14 protein-coding genes and 1 pseudogene are annotated in these 16,290 nt (G+C 60.5%); 9 read left to right on the forward strand and 6 right to left on the reverse strand.

Annotation, left to right across the window (positions count from 1 at the left end; translation table 11 throughout):
• The first annotated feature begins 82 nt into the window (after positions 1-82).
• The 5 genes and pseudogenes from rfaE2 (at position 83) to HUU46_02495 (ending at position 3,019) form a co-directional block, all read left to right on the forward strand.
• Positions 83-1,558 (forward strand): D-glycero-beta-D-manno-heptose 1-phosphate adenylyltransferase, encoded by a 1,476-nt coding sequence (rfaE2, locus tag HUU46_02475; protein ID NUM52487.1) that lies wholly within the window; start codon positions 83-85, stop codon positions 1,556-1,558.
• Between the two features lie 54 nt (positions 1,559-1,612).
• Positions 1,613-1,867 (forward strand): annotated as a pseudogene (locus tag HUU46_02480) (type II toxin-antitoxin system RelE/ParE family toxin).
• A gap of 68 nt (positions 1,868-1,935) precedes the next feature.
• On the forward strand, positions 1,936-2,244 hold the full coding sequence (locus HUU46_02485) for a HigA family addiction module antidote protein (GenBank protein NUM52488.1): 309 nt from the start codon (positions 1,936-1,938) through the stop codon (positions 2,242-2,244).
• A gap of 183 nt (positions 2,245-2,427) precedes the next feature.
• Positions 2,428-2,649 (forward strand): DUF433 domain-containing protein, encoded by a 222-nt coding sequence (locus HUU46_02490; GenBank protein ID NUM52489.1) that lies wholly within the window; start codon positions 2,428-2,430, stop codon positions 2,647-2,649.
• Positions 2,650-2,656: 7 nt separating this feature from the next.
• The gene (locus HUU46_02495) at positions 2,657-3,019 is read left to right on the forward strand and encodes a DUF5615 family PIN-like protein (protein ID NUM52490.1); all 363 of its coding nucleotides are present in this window, start codon (positions 2,657-2,659) and stop codon (positions 3,017-3,019) included.
• 223 nt (positions 3,020-3,242) lie between these two features.
• On the opposite strand, the gene HUU46_02500 is transcribed toward HUU46_02495, so the two are convergent.
• The 3 genes from HUU46_02500 to HUU46_02510 all read right to left on the reverse strand — a co-directional run bounded on the left by HUU46_02500 (position 3,243) and on the right by HUU46_02510 (position 10,262).
• Positions 3,243-6,395: a M56 family metallopeptidase gene (locus HUU46_02500; GenBank protein NUM52491.1), complete on the reverse strand. Its 3,153-nt coding sequence runs from the start codon at positions 6,393-6,395 to the stop codon at positions 3,243-3,245.
• Between the two features lie 204 nt (positions 6,396-6,599).
• Positions 6,600-7,016: a BlaI/MecI/CopY family transcriptional regulator gene (locus HUU46_02505; protein ID NUM52492.1), complete on the reverse strand. Its 417-nt coding sequence runs from the start codon at positions 7,014-7,016 to the stop codon at positions 6,600-6,602.
• Between the two features lie 219 nt (positions 7,017-7,235).
• Entirely contained in the window at positions 7,236-10,262 is a 3,027-nt protein-coding gene (locus HUU46_02510; GenBank protein ID NUM52493.1) for a DUF5107 domain-containing protein, read from the reverse strand.
• A 143-nt stretch (positions 10,263-10,405) separates the two neighbouring features.
• On the opposite strand from HUU46_02510, the gene HUU46_02515 reads away from it, so the two are divergent.
• Positions 10,406-10,993: a DJ-1/PfpI family protein gene (locus HUU46_02515; GenBank protein NUM52494.1), complete on the forward strand. Its 588-nt coding sequence runs from the start codon at positions 10,406-10,408 to the stop codon at positions 10,991-10,993.
• 43 nt (positions 10,994-11,036) lie between these two features.
• Positions 11,037-12,413, forward strand: coding sequence for a sugar transferase (locus HUU46_02520; GenBank protein NUM52495.1), 1,377 nt, complete (start codon positions 11,037-11,039; stop codon positions 12,411-12,413).
• 8 nt (positions 12,414-12,421) lie between these two features.
• Here HUU46_02520 and rpe read toward each other — a convergent pair whose 3' ends face one another.
• Entirely contained in the window at positions 12,422-13,105 is a 684-nt protein-coding gene (rpe, locus tag HUU46_02525; protein ID NUM52496.1) for a ribulose-phosphate 3-epimerase, read from the reverse strand.
• Between the two features lie 58 nt (positions 13,106-13,163).
• On the reverse strand, positions 13,164-14,090 hold the full coding sequence (gene rbsK / locus HUU46_02530; protein NUM52497.1) for a ribokinase: 927 nt from the start codon (positions 14,088-14,090) through the stop codon (positions 13,164-13,166).
• A 61-nt stretch (positions 14,091-14,151) separates the two neighbouring features.
• Between rbsK and HUU46_02535 the strand changes: the two genes are divergently transcribed.
• On the forward strand, positions 14,152-14,631 hold the full coding sequence (locus HUU46_02535; GenBank protein NUM52498.1) for a type II toxin-antitoxin system VapC family toxin: 480 nt from the start codon (positions 14,152-14,154) through the stop codon (positions 14,629-14,631).
• Positions 14,628-14,828 carry a hypothetical protein gene (locus tag HUU46_02540; GenBank protein NUM52499.1) on the forward strand — a complete coding sequence of 67 codons (201 nt, stop codon included), beginning with the start codon at positions 14,628-14,630 and terminating at the stop codon, positions 14,826-14,828. Before HUU46_02535 ends, HUU46_02540 begins: the two co-directional genes overlap by 4 nt.
• A 5-nt stretch (positions 14,829-14,833) precedes the next feature.
• On the opposite strand, the gene HUU46_02545 is transcribed toward HUU46_02540, so the two are convergent.
• A complete protein-coding gene (locus HUU46_02545; protein NUM52500.1) occupies positions 14,834-16,264 on the reverse strand; it encodes an FAD-dependent oxidoreductase in 1,431 nt (476 codons plus the stop codon).
• Between the last annotated feature and the right edge of the window lie 26 nt (positions 16,265-16,290).

Consider the following 16,290-nt stretch of genomic DNA (forward strand, 5'->3'; position numbering starts at 1 on the left):
TCCGTGAAGTGGCAACAGGGCGCCTGCAATCGATACAATTCCGCTTCTTTTCAGGGGCGCTTGCGGAGTACGTTGATCGATTATGGACACCTCGCATTACCGTGACTTATTGGCGCGTTTCTCGAAGGCGCGCGTGTTGGTCGTTGGCGATATTTACCTCGACGAGAACGTGTACGGCATCGTAACGGGCGTAAGCCTGGAGGCGCCCATCCCGATCTACGAGGTGCACGAGCGCAAGCACAATCCCGGCGCGGCGGGCAACGCCGCGTGCAACGTCGCCGCGCTCGGCGCGAAGACGTCCATGGTCGGCTACGTCGGCAACGACGTAAACGCGGACATCGTGCGCAAGGAGTTCGCGGTCCGCAACGTCGACACGTCCGGCCTCGTCGTGCACCCCACACGCGCCACCAACACCTACGGCAAACTGCGCGCGGGCGGGTTCAACATCCCCACGCAGGAAATCCTGCGCACCGACACGCCGACACCCGTGTTCATCGAGGGCGACGTCGAGGACCGGATCATCGCGAACATCCGCGCGCGTGCGAAGGACGTGGACGCGATTGTCGTGACCGATCAGGTGAAGTCCGTTGCGACGCGGCGCGTGCTCGATGCCGTTGTCGCGTGCGCGAAGGAACACAAACTCCTCACCGTGGGCGATTCGCGCGGGCGCGCAGGCGAGTTCCACGGGTTCGACGTGATGGTGCCGAACGACCGCGAGGCTGGAATCGGCACCGGCATCGACGTGGTCGACGAGGAGACGCTGAACGCTGCGGGCAAAGCGTTGTTGAACGTCTGCAAAAACGCCGCGGTCACGCGTGGACAGCACGGCATACGCGTCTTTGCCGCTGACGGATCGATTAGCGATCATCCAACGACCGTTGATCCTGCTTCCGTTGTCGACGTAACCGGTGCTGGCGACACCGTCACCGCGGCCGTCGCGGTCACGCTCGTCGCCGGCGGATCGCTCAGTGACGCCGCCGTCATCGGCAACTACGCCGCGGGCGTCGCCGTCGCGCAGCGCGGCGTGGTGACCGTGCCCATCGCGCAACTCGAACGCGCCATGTTCTCGGCGTCCGGCCCGGCGAAACTGAAGCCGCTCGACGAACTGAAAGCGGAACTCGAACGCCTGCGCGCCGAAGGCAAACGCGTCGTGTGGACCAACGGCTGCTTCGATATCCTGCACGTCGGCCACATCTCCTACCTTCAACGCGCCGCCGCGCTCGGCGACGTGCTTGTCGTCGGCCTCAACAGCGACGCGTCCGTCCGCAAACTCAAAGGTCCCGACCGCCCCATCATCGATGAGATGGAACGCGCCTTCGTCCTCTCCGCGCTCGAATGCGTCGGACTCGTGACGATCTTCAACGACGAATCGCCGCTGGATTTGATCAAACAACTCAAGCCCGATATCTACGCCAAAGGCGGCGACTACACCATCGACACCATCGTCCAGCCCGAGCGCCGCGCTGTCGAATCCTACGGCGGCAAGATCGCCATCCTCCCCGCGGTCGCAGGTCGTTCGACGACGTCGATTATCTCGCGAATCGCCAGAAACGTTTAGTGGAGCATCGGGGCGCCGGTTTCTCCAACCTGCCGGTTTGAGTCCCTTGGGACATTGTGGCAAAGTGTGAATGTGCCAATAGTTTCGTATCGCGACAATGGCAGCCGTGATATTGCGAAGTCCGAAAATTCGCGAAGCGCGCGAAGCACGCTGCCCGTACAATTACACGACGCCGCGCGCCGACGGCTGGCGTTCCTCGCCGCCGCCGAGTCACTTGACGATCTCAAATCGCGAAAAGGGCTTGGACTTCACATTCTTAAGGGAGATCGTGCGGGCTATTACGCGATTAGTATAAACGATTAATATTGAATTTGCTTTAGATGGATCGGCAAGAACGCCGAAGACGTGCAAATAATAGATTATCATTGAGGCATATCATGCACAGATTTCCGGGTAATTTTGCGATCAAAGTACATCCGGGAGATGTACTTCGAGAAATGTTGGATGAGATTCACTTGTCTCAGGCCGAACTCGCTCGGCATTTGAACGTGGATCCGTCCAAAATCAACGAGATCTGCCGCCGGAAGCGGGGAATTTCCGCGGAAATGGCCGTTCTGCTTGGAAGGGCGTTCAACGTTTCGCCCGGGACATGGCTCAACCTCCAGAAGAATTGGGAACTCAGCCAAGTTAAACCTTCGGTAGCGAAACGGACGAAACCACTCGCAATATTGGCTGGACGAGGGTGACGTCATCATCCAACCCGAACGCCGCGCCGTCGAATCCTTCGGCGGGAAGATCGTCATTCTCCCCTCCGTCCAAGGCCGCTCAACGACATCGATCATCTCGCGCATCACAAAGGACGGGAAGTAGCCGCTTGCATCTGCGTCGGGGCGAGTCTTACGATCACGGCTGCCGATAGAGGGCCCGCGATGAACGACAGAATCACAATAGACCCGCAGGTTTGCCATGGGAAACCTGTCATCAAGGGCACGCGCGTACCTGTCGTCCTCGTCCTTGGCAGCCTGGCGGGCGGCATGACGTACGACGAGATTGAACAAAACTACGACGTGACGCGGGACGACATTCTTGCCGCGTTGCGCTTCGCCGAGGACGTTATTGAGCAAGGCGAATACTTTCCGCTGACTGTATAGCGGAACCATGCAATTTCTAGTCGACACAAACGTACCGCATTCCGTTAAGACACTCCTGTTCGCATGCGGCCATGAGTCGGTACATTTGCGTGACATCGGTTTGCGCGCAGCCGACGACGAAACTATCACGCGGTACGCGCTTGAAAATGACCTCGTCATTCTCACACGCGATCGTGGCTTTGGAAACACGCGCCGGTATCCTCCCGCGATTTACCGCGGAATTGCAGTCCTGCGGCTTGGGTTGGAAGCTACCGCTTCGGATGTCATTGCATTGCTACAGAAGTTCATGGAACGCGCGGATGTATTGGAACAATTGCCTGGAAAAACTGCGATCGTTTCCAACGACGCTATTCAACTCAGGTCACGTTGAAAAGCCACGCGACCCTGGTGCGCTTCGTAGCAAACCATGTTTCATATTGGACAAGCGATCCGGGATTTATCTTCAGAACTTTGAAATGCTCGAAGCTTTCCCTTTCATGTAGTGGTGGGCTCGCGCGGAAACGTTTGACACGATTTCCGCGCGGTAGCCGCCATCGATCCAGTCGACGATGCGGTTAAGACTCAGGATAATTGCTGGCGCGGCGCCTGCTGGCTTAGGGGTTCGCGATGACCGGCTTGGACAATTGTTCACCCAAGTACGGAACGTTGGCCCATTCGTCCTGCTTCGTTTCTCGCGCCAGTTCCGGCGAGGTGACAACAAGATAGTCAGGCGTGACGCGATAGGTGAGGCCCATCGGAATGAGCATGGCTTTGAGGCCTTCTCGGAACGTCACGTCTACGAATTTGACGTAGGTGCAGTAGCCGGTCGCAACGGGTTTGCCGTCTTTCATTGTAAAGGGAGATGTTGGCGAACCCGGTACGGGCTTGGCCTGCGCAGGAACGGCCCTGGCGTCGCATCTGATATCCATCTTGAGATAGCTGCCCATGAACTCCACGATATTGGTAATGTGCGTGTTGTCGAACTCGAATGCGACGCGCGCATCGAGTTTCTTGACCCATTCCTTGGCGTCGCCCGGCGTGGGCGGATCGCTCCAGTCGTCCGCGCCAATGCGGTCTTTCGACGTGATCCAGACGAAGCCAGGGCGCTCTTCATAGGCAAGATTCAGAGGACGCAAGATTGCCTGTAGCGTTTCGTCCAAGGGCACGTCGTCGAGTTTGATATACGGCACGATTCCATCGGTCGTGTACATTTGATCGGCATCCGACTTGGCCTGTTCGGCGGTCCCTGCCGGCGGAGGCGCAGTTACCCCTGCGCTGCCCGGCGCCGGCAGTTGCGCACCAGGCACACCCGGGACGGGCAATCCAACATTCTGAGGCGCGGGTTTTACCGCCCGGGGATCGATAATGATGTTTACACGTTTGTCCTTTACGATTTCCGACATGTATTTAACGACTCTTGAGACATGGGCCCCGTCAAATTCAATTGAGACAGGCGTACGCAGCGGCTCGCCTTGATTTTTGGCCGGCTCTGCTTCGCGCGAATCCTTAGGCTCAACCTGCGATGAAGAAATCAACTCCGGTGTACTTACAAAGATCGTGTGCTCTTCAACTCTATACGTCAGGTCCAGTGGAACCAGCAGCGCTTTCAAGGCTTCCTTCAACGGTGTGTCTTCGAGCTTGATGTACGGTACGTACCCGGTCGACGTGAACTTGTCCCCCGTCTTCACCAAGTACGCCGGATATCGCTGGCGTTCCTTCGATGGAGGCGGAACTGCGCGTTGATCGAGGACAAGATTTACACTCGCGAAACCGCTTATGAATTCAAGAATTCTGGAAACGTGCGTGTTGTCGAACTCAATGGCCACGGGCTGCTGTAGCTTCGCGCCCAATTCCTTTGCGTTAGCGGGGACGGGCGGATCGGCAAATTCGTCCTTATCGATGCGCTCGGCTGCGGTCAACCAGATGAAATTTGAGGTTGGACGATACGCGAGATTCAGCGGCTCGGTTAACGCTTTGAGCGCGTCAGCGAGCGGAACCTCCTCCAGTCTAATCGATTGAACCATTCCGTCCGTTACGTACAGGCGATCCAGCTCGGGATCGTCCGGGGGCGGAGGTTGAACGGCGACGGGCTCGGCGTACGATGGCGTGGCCCGATCCGGCCGGGAGACGACCCGCGCATCGACCGTGATCGGAACGAATATTGTGTTCATCAGTTTACCCGCTGCGACTGCGATGTGTTCGTTCCCGTTTGACCAGTCAATCGTATTATTCAGGGCGCTGTCCATTCGAGCGGGTTGGACTTTTGGGTACGCGTCGGTGTCCAGGAGCGCGCCGTCCTTTTCGATCTGATCCGGGGTCGTGATGAGTATTCTGGCGGGCAAGACTTTGTAGGTCAGCTTCAACTTGCCGGTCCATTCATCGAGAATGGCCCTTGTCGTGGCTCCCTTGAGGTCGAGCGGGGGCAAGAGACCGTCCGAAACGTATGTTCGCTCAGCGGAAACTTTCCTTCCACTGGGTGGTTGCCACAGGGTGCCCTTGGGCACGATTGACCCGGGCTTCACTGCCCGGTGGTCAACGACGATATTCACTGAGACGAAATCGGCCAGGAACTCGATGATTTTGGAGATGTGTTGATCTTGGAACTCAATCGCAACCGGCTTGCTCAGGGCTTTTTCGGGCGTTGTACGCTTTTCGGACGCAGGTTGCGGTGCTTCTGCTGCGGTCTGCGGTGTGCTAGTCGCAGGACCTTTTGCGACATGCACCGTGCGATGCTCCGGCCAGCCCGGCAATGCAACCAACGCGAGCACGCAAACGAGCGCCGCCGCTTTCCACGTTGTTCGTTGCGCATTCCTCCCATGCAGAATCATGGTAAGCCTCCTTTCGAAATCGATTCGGACGCCTCGCGCGCCGATGCCGAGTGCGGCGATGGGAACGGCGCTCTTGGCAATGAGTTCGGAAACGTCGATGAGGGTTTCGGCATAGGCGCGGCGCTGATCGGGCAGCGCCCAGACAACCCACGCGTCGCAGGCGAGTTCGGCGTTGGCGCGGAGGTTGCGCCGCGCGATCCAGTAGACGGGGTTCCAGAACCAGACGCCGCCGGTGACAAGTTCGAGCCAGCGGACCCAGTGGTCGCGGCGTTTCAGGTGCGCGAGTTCGTGCACGAGGATGCAGGACCAGCGCTCGCGCGGCACCGCGTCGAGCAACGCGGCAGGGATAATCAGGTTTGCGCGCCGCAGGCCGTAGACGTAGGGCGATGGCGCGGCATCAACAATGCGAATGCCGGGCGGGGCCACGCCGAGTTGTTCGCTGATCGTTGCCGCGAATTCCGCCAGCCATTCGGGCGTGGGTTGCGTTCGGCGCGTCCGACGTAGAAAGCGCGCGTGGTTGGCCAATTGCACGCCAAGCAGCGTCACGCCCACCGCAACCCACAGCGCAAGCGCCACGTGTCCGGCGTTGGCCCGAGTCAGCTTGGGGAAAGTCCAACGCGCCTGCTCCGTGAGATTGGCCGGAGCGGCGGGTGGCGACGTCGCCGGGGCGATCTCGTCGGCGGGCGGTTTCGGTATTTGTATCGTGGGCCCGGCGGCGTATGGGATGGCGGGCGCCGCGCGTTCCTGCCCGATCCAGGTCTCCGGTAACGGTATCGACCACGGCCACATCACGGGGAGCGGCAACAGCACTTTCACGAGCACCACGAGCCAAAGGGCGTGCCTTGTTGCCGGGGCGAGTTTGAATATGCGGCACGCGGTCGCGACTACCACGGCGAGCAGGCCGCACACCACGAGATGTTGGGTTAGCAACCATACCATGACGTTTGCCTCCTCGAATTCGTGCAATTCAAGAATTTGTCTAGCAACAGTCGCGCGTATTACCCGCTTTCGAAGCCAAATACTCGATTACGAGGACGATTACGATTGGGCCCTAGTGGGGGCAGCCACCGAAGCGGTGACAGTCCCCGAGCGTCTCCAGCGTCCCGAGCCTCCGTCTTTAGAGTCGTTCTCCGCTGCCGTTGTTTATCGCGTTCGCTTGCGCGGTTTCTTGTTTGCATGGTGCTGCTGTTGTTGATCAAGTAAGTCTCGAAAGCCCGCGAGTTCTTCCGGGGTGAATTCGTGCGTATCAACGAGCGCGCTCAGCAGCGGGCTGGCCGCGCCGTCGCAGACCTGTTCCGCCAAGTCCTTCAGTCGCGATGCAAGGAGACGGGAGCGGCTCACAGCGGGGGCGTATCGGTGCGCAAGGCCCTCCGGGTTCCGCTTCACCGCGCCCTTTGTGACAAGGCGGTTCAGCAAGGTTTGGACGGTGGTATATGCCCAGTCCTGTCTTTGGGATGCGAGCGTATCGCACACCTCTCGGACCGTAAGCGGCGACAAATTCCAAAGGACCTTGAGTACAGTCAGTTCCGCGGGGCTGATGGCGGTTGATGTCTTGGCCACGAGAGTTCTCCTACGTCGTGTAGTAGAGTCTACTACAGAACGTAGGAGATGTCAAGTGGCTGACGCGGGTTTACGGCGGCCCGAATCCCATCCGCGCGGTCCGTGGTATGGAATTCTATTGTCCGGAGTGCAACGGCGTGGGACAAAGGATGGAGGGTTTACTCGGAGTACAAGCGCTCTGCGAAGCAGGAAACACTTTTTCCGATGGCCTCGCTGTCGTTAAGGCGCTGCCGCGAGTGCGTCCTTGCAGAGTTTGATGTATTCCTTCTGCTTGTCGGAGTTGTCCGCGCCGCCGGCGCCTTCGGTCCAGGCGGCACGAGCGTCATCGGACCTGCCGAGGGCGGCGAGGGCTTTGCCTTTCCAGTAGAGCGCCTCGCTTTCCTCCGGTTTGGCGGACCGGCCGACGCCGAGGTTGTCGGGGTAGGTCAACGCCGCCGTGAAGTCGTCGAGCGCCCCCTGGTGTTCGCCGGCCTCGAGGCGGACTTTGCCGCGCTCGATGTGCGCGGCGTGGAACGCCCGCCACGACGCTGTGTTCAGTTCCCAATTCGAGAAGTTCGCCTGTTCGAGCAACGCGATGGCATCGTCGTAGCGTTTCTCGTCGTTATACGCGTTGGCGAGCAGCACGGTAATGTCGCCGCGGCGGGGATGGTCGAGCGGCATGCCTTCGATAAGCGCGATTGCCTCCGGGCGCTTATTGTCGGCGATGAGAATACTCGCCGCGTCGCAGTAGAGCGTCTGGTCCGACGGCCACGCCGTGATGGCTTTGGCGAAAAAGTCCGCCGCTTTCTGCAGGTTGTTCTCCTTTTTCCACGCGTGCATTCCGAGATTTCGGAACGGCACGCTATAGGGGTTGCTGGTCTCGGTGGCCGTTTGCCAGTGTTTGACCGCCCCTTCGAGATCGCCGAGATGCGCCAGCAAATTGCCCAGCGAAAGGTGCGCGTTCGCGTTGTCCGGATCGACCGAAATGGCGTATTCGTAAATGTCCCTGTGGCTCGGCTTGGCGGAGAAAGCGTAATGCGGAATTTGCACCTCTCCCCGATCGAGATAGTCCTTGGCCTTCGCGTCGTTGTTCGTCATATGGGCAAGCCATGCGAGCGTGTACCACGGGCCCGCGCGCAGGCGCGTGTCGGGAAACTCACCGTGGTAAATCACGCCGGTCGGGTTGGGCACCGGTTCTCCGTAGAACGTGCTCACCATGTCGTACGCCTCCGCGTGGAGTCCTGCATCAATCAAAAAGTGCGTGACATGAGAAACGTCCGCGTCCGGGTGACCGGATTTTCTCTTCACGTAATCGCAGAACGTGTCTAGCGCGCGCCGGTCGCCGAGGCCCACGATGGCGCGCGGAATGAAGTCCAACGGATCCGCGCCCGTTCGCACTGCCGCGCGCAGGTTCGCGTCCTTTCGGTTGCCTGTTGCGTAGAGCGCGGTGATCAGATGGTTGTTCGCCATCGCGTCGCCGGGATCAGCGGCCACGGCCGCCTGAAACTCGCGCACCGCCTCGGCGTAGCGGCGCTCGCGCATGAACGCCCGGCCCGCGAGGTCATGGCCCAACAGTTTATGGTCGAGCGTTCCAACGACCTTGTACGCGGCATCGACGGGATGCATCGCGCGCTGCTCGGCGGGCAACTCGAGCAGGGCGAGGCCGAGGTAATACCACGCCATGCCCTTGCCCGGGTCGCGCTCGGCCGCCTTCGTCGCGCGCTCGGCGGCCTGCGCATAATTGCCGCGGCAATAGTCGAGCCGCGCGAGCGCCACGAGCGCATCGCTGTATCCCGGATCGAGCGCCAGCGCCTTTTCATACGCTTCCCGCGCGGGCCCGGGTTCGATGCGCTCCTCGTGCCCGACGCCCTGTATGTACAGTTCCTCGACCGTCGGCTCCGCGCCGCTCGCTGCAGGCGGCGGCGGCGCCGTGCGCGGCGGAATCTCGAGCGGCGACGTGTACCGTGCAAGTTCTTCGCCGTCCGCCGTGCGCACTTCGATCGTTGCGGCGCCGCTTTTCCCGGCGGGTGAGTGCAACACGACGGGCGTATAGGGTGAAAGGTCCACGGTCTGGACCGTTGGAGTGCTGCCGCTGCGAATGCTGCAAATCGCGCCGGGATAAACGCCGGTGCCGATCATGCGCACTTCCAGCGTACCGGCGCCTGACTCCGGCCACCTGGTTTGAATGGCCACGTCCTTCGTCGCGTACTCGAATCCGTCGCCGAGTCCGTGCACGGGATACCACCACTCCCGCCACGCAATCTTTTGGCGCGGCCCCAGGAGGCCGTAGTCCGCCTGCGTCTGCAGCGGCCCGCTCTGCACTTCGATGTACTGGCTGCCGTCGTCGTGGAGCGCGCGCTGGCTTGCGATGCCGTCGCCGGACTGGCCCCAGGTCCAGGCCTTCTTGCCGGTGATCACGCGGTGGTCGCCGAACTGCACGATCCCGCGATCGTCGTCCACGTCATACGCGCCGAAGAAGTCGAATGCGCATTGGTACGCGAACACGGAGGACGGCTTGTCGTAGTTTTTGAGCCACGTGATGTCCTTGCCCTCGTGAATGGGCCACGAGAAAAATTGTTTTCCGTCGTGGTCCTGACCGAGCGTCATCGGATAAATGAACCGCGTTCCGGGCTTGCACGGAAACGCCGTACAGTTCCAGAAGTAATAGCTGTGCACGCCGTCGGTGGGATTGTAGATGGCGATTTCCTCATCGAGGTACGCCTTGTCCGGGTACAGGGTGAGTACAACGTCCCATTTCGTGTAAAAGTTCGACTCGATGTTGCCGATAATGAGCGACGCCGAGCCGTCCTTGTTCTCGCGCGAGGTGACGTTGACCGGCGAAAAGCTGGTGACGGTATGGCCCTGCGGTCCGCGGTTCCATTCGATGCCGCCGGAAATCCACGCGCCGCGCATCGCGATGAGGCCGGGCTTGATCACCGTGTTCGTGTGGAACATCTCGTGGTTTGTAGTCTTGTCGAACACGGAGTGGATGCGCCCGCCGAGTTGCGGCAGGCAGGTCACCTTGAGAAACTCGTTTTCGACAAACACGGCGCGGTACTCGCGATCGACGCGCTCGTCGCCCAGATCGTCCTGCATCGTGTACGGATGAATGATGACGCCTTCGATGTCGTAGAAGTGCGGATTAAAATCGCTGCTGTAGATCAAATACGTCGGCAGCGTAATCGTGCCTTCCCACGCGCGCGCGGGCCCGGCTTCTGCCTGAAAGACCGCCAACACTGCGAGCCCTAACGTGACGACGCGTCGCATGGAGCCACCTCCTGTTCCGGGGGATGCGCTCCATTATGCCGACGCACCGCGCGAATTGCGACACGCGGACCCGCGCGGTATCATCGTGACTCGGCTGCAAGGTGCGCGCAACGGAACCGTAATTCGTGGAAGGGTCTGCGCATATGGGCTATACGTTCGGCATCGTGTTGTTCGACAACGCGGAAGAACTCGATTGGGCGGGGCCGTGGGAAGTGCTCGCAGCCGCCGCACAGATGAACCACGAAGACAAGGTCGTCACGATCGCGCAGCACGACCGGCCCATTACGTGCGCAAAAGGGTTGCGTGTGCTCGCCGATCATACGTTCGAGAACGCACCCAAGCTCGACGTCGTCCTTGTGCCCGGCGGGCAGGGTACGCGCACCGAAGTGAACAACCCCGCACTCATCGAGTGGCTCCAGCGCGTCGGCGCGGAGTGCAAGTGGGTCACGAGCGTGTGTACGGGCGCGCTCATACTCCACGGCGCGGGCTTCGCGAAGGGCAAGCGCGTGACAACGTACTGGGGGTTCGTCGACCAACTCCGCGCGCGCGGCGACGTGACCGTGCTCGAGAACATGCGCTACGTGCAGGACGGAAACCTCGTCACTGCGGCTGGCGTTTCCGCGGGAATCGATATGGCGCTGTGGTTGCTGGGCCAAATCCACGGCCCCGAGTTCGCGCGCCGTGTGCAGCAGTATATCGAGTATTATCCGCAACCGCCCTACGAAGAGTGAGGCCGGATCGACCGCGACCGCGCCGAACCGTATACTCGTGCGCATGGGTGGGGAGCCAAATCCGGCGCATGATCGCAGCCGCGCGCAAACCAGGGGCGGCGCGTTGCTGTACTTCGATCTCGCCGCGTTCATTGCGGCCATCGTGCTCGCCCTGGTCATTCGGTTTGGTCCGTCCGTCCCGCCGGAACATCAGATTCCGTACCTGTACTTCTGGCCCCTGCTCGCCGTGTGGCGCGTGTTTTGCGCGGGCGCGTTCGATCTCTACAACTTTCGCCGGCGATTGACCCTGAGCGATTTCGGGTTTAACGCGTGCGGCGCGGCCGTAGTCGCAGTGCTGGGCGGATACGTGCTCCTCTCGACCGTGCAGTTGTATTACTTGCCGGACACGAAGCTTTCCCGCGTCGCCGCGGGGATCGATATGGCGTTGCTCGCGGCATGGTTCACGTTGTCGCGTTGGTTCGTCCTGGTGTGGCGGCGTGCAAAGGGCCGTCGCGTGCGGCTGCTTGTGCTCGGGCCGGAGGAGTCGCACGCGGAGATCGCCGACGAGATTCGCGCCCACGCGCCGAAGATGCTCGAAGTGGCGACAGCCAACGGCGGTACTGTCCTGTCGTATGCCGAGCGGCTCGCGGGCGCGATTGCGGAAAGGCCCATCGATCAAATCATTCTCGCCGACGTAAATCTGCCGCAGGCCGAACTCAACGCGCTGCTGGCGCAATGCGATCGCACCAACGCCGACGTGTTCCTGTTCCCCGGGATTGATATGTCCATCATGGCAAGCGCGCGCGTGTGCAGCATCGCGGGACTGCCCCTCGTGCCGCTGCGCCCAACGATCCTTACCAGCGTGTACGGTCCTGTGAAGCGAATCGCCGATGTCGTTGTGTCCATGTCGCTGCTCGTCGCCGGCGCGCCGATCGCCGCGCTCGTAGCGCTGCTCATACGCGCGGAATCGCGCGGGCCGGTGCTCTTCGCGCAGGACCGTGCGGGCCTTGGCCGCCGCCTGTTTCGCCTCTACAAGTTCCGCACGATGATCGCCGACGCCGAATCGCAAACGGGCCCGGTGCTCTCGCGCGAAGGCGACCCGCGCGTGACGCGCGTCGGTACGTTCCTGCGCAAGTACCGCATCGACGAATGGCCGCAACTGTGGAACGTCTTGATTGGCGACATGAGCCTTGTGGGGCCTCGGCCGGAACGCCCGGAGTTTATCGACCGTTTCATCGCGGAGAACCCGCTGTACGAGCGGCGGTTCCTGGTGAAGCCGGGCCTCACCGGCCTTGCGCAAATTCATGGAAGGTATGACAGCGACTACGCGCATAAGCTTCGGTACGATTTGATCTACATCAATTCCGTATCGGCGATTACCGACGCGCACATTCTGTTGGCGACCGCGAAGACGATTCTTACGGCGCACGGTGCGCGGTAGCCGGGACCTTAGGCGGTTGTTCGCTCAGCGGCCACTTTTTGCTTGAACGAGTGCAGCGCCTCGCCCAGGCGTCCGTTGCCCTTAAAGATGCTCGAGGTGCCGAGCACGAAGACGTTTGCACCGGCGTTGGCGAGTTGAGCGGCGTTGCGGACGTTAATGTTGCCGTCCACTTCGATCGCGACGGCCCGTTCGCGGTAGTTGATGTTTTCACGCAGGATGCGCACACGCTCGAATGAATTCGGAATGATCTTCTGTCCCGCGTAACCGGGATCGACGGTCATCACGAGAACGCGGTCGATGTGGTCGAACAGGAAATCCAGTTTTGTCAGTGGCGTCGCAGGGTTCAGCGCTATGCCGGGCGATGCCCCTGCGCCGCGAATTTGCGCGAGCGTGCGGTGCGCATGGATGCAGGTCTCGACGTGGACCGTCACGGTGTTGCACCCGGCCTCGACGAACCGATCGATGTAGTCCTCCGGTTTCGCGATCATCAGGTGGGCATGGCACGGCAATCCGCACACACGCCGCGCCGCCTTGATGAAATCGAAGCCAAGCGTGAAATTCGGCACGAACTGGCCGTCCATGATGTCGAAGTGCAGCTCGTCGCATCCCGCCTGTTCGAGTTCGCGCAAGTCGTCTTCGAGCCGCGCGAGGTTCGCGCACATGACGGATGCAGCGTATTTCAATGTAGTCACAATAATCTCTTTCCGTTTGACCTATCGGACAAGTCTGACCTGCTGGACCTCGCTGGCGCTAAACTTCCTTACTCTTTAGAAATTTCTCGACCGAGTCCCGCGTGGGCATGGCCGGTTGGGCCCCGGCGGTGAGCGTCGCCAACGCGCCCGCGGCGTTTGCGTAGCGCACCGCTTCGGACGCCGATCTCGCGCCCCACTGTAACGCGAGCGCCGCGGTGAACGCGTCGCCCGCTGCGACAGTGTCGACGGGCTTCACATTAAAGGCGGGCACATGGAACCACTCGTCCACGCTCATGTACAACGCGCCGCCGCCGCCCATTTTCACGACGACTTCGCGCGCGCCCTGTTCGATCAGGTTCGCCGCGGCCTGCCGCGCGGTCTCGACGGACGTGACGGCGATGCCCGTCATTGCCTCCGCTTCGGTTTCGTTCGGCGAGACGATGCGCGCAAGCTCGATGAGCTTTGCCGGCACCTGCTGCGCAGGCCCCGCGTCGAGCACGGTCAACACGCCCGCCTCGCGCGCGGCAACAAGGACCGCCTCGACGGTATCGAGCGGAATCTCGAGTTGCAGCAACACGGCGTCGAACTCGCGCAGGTCGCTCTCGAACCGGTTGACGTCGCCGGGCGAAACGCCGTTGTTGGCTGCGGGCGTGACGACGATCGCATTCTCGCCGTTGTCCGCCACGAAGATGACCGCGGTGCCGGTCGGTTCGGTCGCATGTTGCGTGAGGTAGCGAAGGCTGATGCCTTCCCTCGACAAGCTCTGCCGCTGCATCTCGCCGAACGCATCCTTACCGACACATCCGGCGAAATACGTCTCCGCGCCAAGGCGCGCGGCGGCGACAGCCTGGTTCGCACCCTTGCCTCCCGTGAACGTGGCGAACGAATGGCCAATGATGGATTCGCCCGGCCGCGGAATGCGCGGCACGCGCGTCACCAGATCGATGTTCGCGCTGCCAACTACCAAGACGCGCGGACTGTTCAATACATGCCTCCGAATGCAACCACGCCAATCATCATGCCGGAGAATCTGATATCATCGCGACATGGCCGTTTCAGTGTATATCGAGACATCGGTCGTCAGCTACTTCGTGGCGCGGCCAAGTCGAGACCTTGTGATAGCGGCTTACCAAAGGGCAACCCAAGAACTTTGGCCGAGATTGCTGGCAGACTACACAACCTACATCTCTGCCCTGGTCTACGACGAGTCTTCCAAGGGAGACCCAGAACTGGCGCAACAACGACTGACCGCGATCGCACCGTTTCCAATGCTCGAAGTTGATGATACGGCCCGCTCTCTCGCACAAGTCCTCATGGATGGAAGCGCGATGCCGGCGCGGTTTCCCGAAGACGCATTGCACATCGCGGTCTGCGCGGTCAGTGGTGTTCAGATTCTGTTGACATGGAACTTCACACACCTTAATAATCCGTTTACGCGGCTCAAAATCCGCAAGCTCGTCAATTCAGCAGGTTATGTCTGCCCAGAAGTCTGTTCTCCAAACGAGTTACTGGAGTTGGAACCATGAAGGACCCAATCGTTGAAGAAGTGCGAAAGCACCGCATGGAACATACGTTGAAGTTTGGTGGCGACTTAAGAGCAATCTGCGAAGATCTGCGCCGGATTCAGAAGGCGTCCGGACATAAGGTAGTGCGATTGCGGGCGCGTCGTGTTTCGGATCAGCAAGAATTGAAGCCAAAGAGAAAGAAGGATTCCAGCCGTTAGCATCGCTACGCCTCGTGCGCAACCGCCGATAGTCCCGCTTCGGTGATTTGGGCCTCTTCCTGATAGCTTTCGTAATCGGTGTTGATTTCCCACAGGTTGTGGTGCGTACCGGCGACGATATTCTCGGCGGCAAGGATTCCCATGTAGATGCTGTGGTCCTGGTTATTGTATTTGAACGCTCCGTAGCGGCCGATCGCCTGGAGCCCTTTGATCGAGGATAGATACTCTTCGACGGGCTTCAACTTTTCTTTATATCCACGTTCGTATACCGGGTAGCAGCGTTTGATGCGGTGGACGTGGCCATCGAGGATCGCCGCGTCGCGAATTAGTCCCGTGCGGCGGATTTCGTCCTTCCCACGCGCGATCAACTGTTCGTCCGACTCGCTCCACAGCGCATCGTCGTCGTTCGCCCAAAGCTCCATCACGAGAATCGTTGTGCGCGATTCGCCGTAAAGACTTGGCAGCCAGTTGCGAAAGTTTGTGATGCGCCCCGTCAACATGTCGTCGGAGTGAATGTACAACCACTGGTCCGGAAAGAGGTCGACCGCATCGACATTTAGATACACGAGAATAGTATTGCGGAATTTCAGCGACGACGCCGCGCCGCGTACCGCATCGGGGACATCCGGCAGGCGGGTAACGAGCAATGAAATCGGCATGGAGGAAACGATCTGATCGTAGCTGCGGACGCCGCCGTCCGGAAACTCGAGCGCACATGCACGTCCGTCTTTGGTGAGCACGCGCTGCACCGGCGAGTTGAGGAACACTTGTCCGCCGTGACCGCGCACGAAGTCCGCCATGCGCCGATACACCATGCCGGTGCCTTCGACGGGATAGGCGAACTGGTCCACCAGCGTTTTGTGCTGGTTGCCTCTACCCGCGAAGAACGCGTTTTTAACCGCCTCGAACAGGCTCAGTTTCTTGATGCGCTGTGCGGCAAAATCGGCATCGATCTCCTGGCAAGAAATTCCCCAGAGTTTTTCGCTGTACGTCTTAAAGAAAATCTCGAACAGGCGGCGGCCAAAGCGGTTTACTACCCAATTCTCGAACGTGCCGTTCTGCTCGATTGGCGATAACCTGTTCGCGATGTAGCTGAACCCGCAGCGCGCCGCCTCGATAGGCCCGACGCGTGACAACACGTCGAAGGGCTTGAGCGGGTAGTAGAAAAACCTGCCGCGATAATAGATGCGTGTCAGCCGGTTCACCATTCGGTAGTCGCGTCCGACCACTTCGAGCCACAGTTCGTTGATGCGGCGGTGGCTGCTGAAAAAGCGGTGCGGCCCAAGGTCCACGGTCTGGTCCCACAACCGAAACGATCGCGCGAGACCGCCGACGGTATCGCTCGCTTCGTAGACGTGGACCTCGACGCCTTTCTTCGCGAGTTCGTATGCCGCGGTAATCCCCGCCGGGCCCGCGCCAATAACTGCTACCTGCACTGATTTTCCTTTAAGCCGGAAAGCGT

It is taken from the genome of Candidatus Hydrogenedentota bacterium (assembly GCA_013359265.1).
Classification (GTDB): domain Bacteria; phylum Hydrogenedentota; class Hydrogenedentia; order Hydrogenedentales; family SLHB01; genus JABWCD01.

Coding starts and splice junctions, on each gene's coding strand:
- rfaE2 (NUM52487.1), top strand. CDS start 83: ATGGACACCTCGCATTACCGTGACTTATTGGCGCGTTTCTCGAAGGCG.
- HUU46_02485 (NUM52488.1), top strand. CDS start 1,936: ATGCACAGATTTCCGGGTAATTTTGCGATCAAAGTACATCCGGGAGAT.
- HUU46_02535 (NUM52498.1), top strand. CDS start 14,152: ATGGCCGTTTCAGTGTATATCGAGACATCGGTCGTCAGCTACTTCGTG.
- HUU46_02515 (NUM52494.1), top strand. CDS start 10,406: ATGGGCTATACGTTCGGCATCGTGTTGTTCGACAACGCGGAAGAACTC.
- HUU46_02540 (NUM52499.1), top strand. CDS start 14,628: ATGAAGGACCCAATCGTTGAAGAAGTGCGAAAGCACCGCATGGAACAT.
- HUU46_02520 (NUM52495.1), top strand. CDS start 11,037: ATGGGTGGGGAGCCAAATCCGGCGCATGATCGCAGCCGCGCGCAAACC.
- HUU46_02500 (NUM52491.1), bottom strand. CDS start 6,395: ATGGTATGGTTGCTAACCCAACATCTCGTGGTGTGCGGCCTGCTCGCC.
- HUU46_02495 (NUM52490.1), top strand. CDS start 2,657: ATGCAATTTCTAGTCGACACAAACGTACCGCATTCCGTTAAGACACTC.
- HUU46_02510 (NUM52493.1), bottom strand. CDS start 10,262: ATGCGACGCGTCGTCACGTTAGGGCTCGCAGTGTTGGCGGTCTTTCAG.
- HUU46_02490 (NUM52489.1), top strand. CDS start 2,428: ATGAACGACAGAATCACAATAGACCCGCAGGTTTGCCATGGGAAACCT.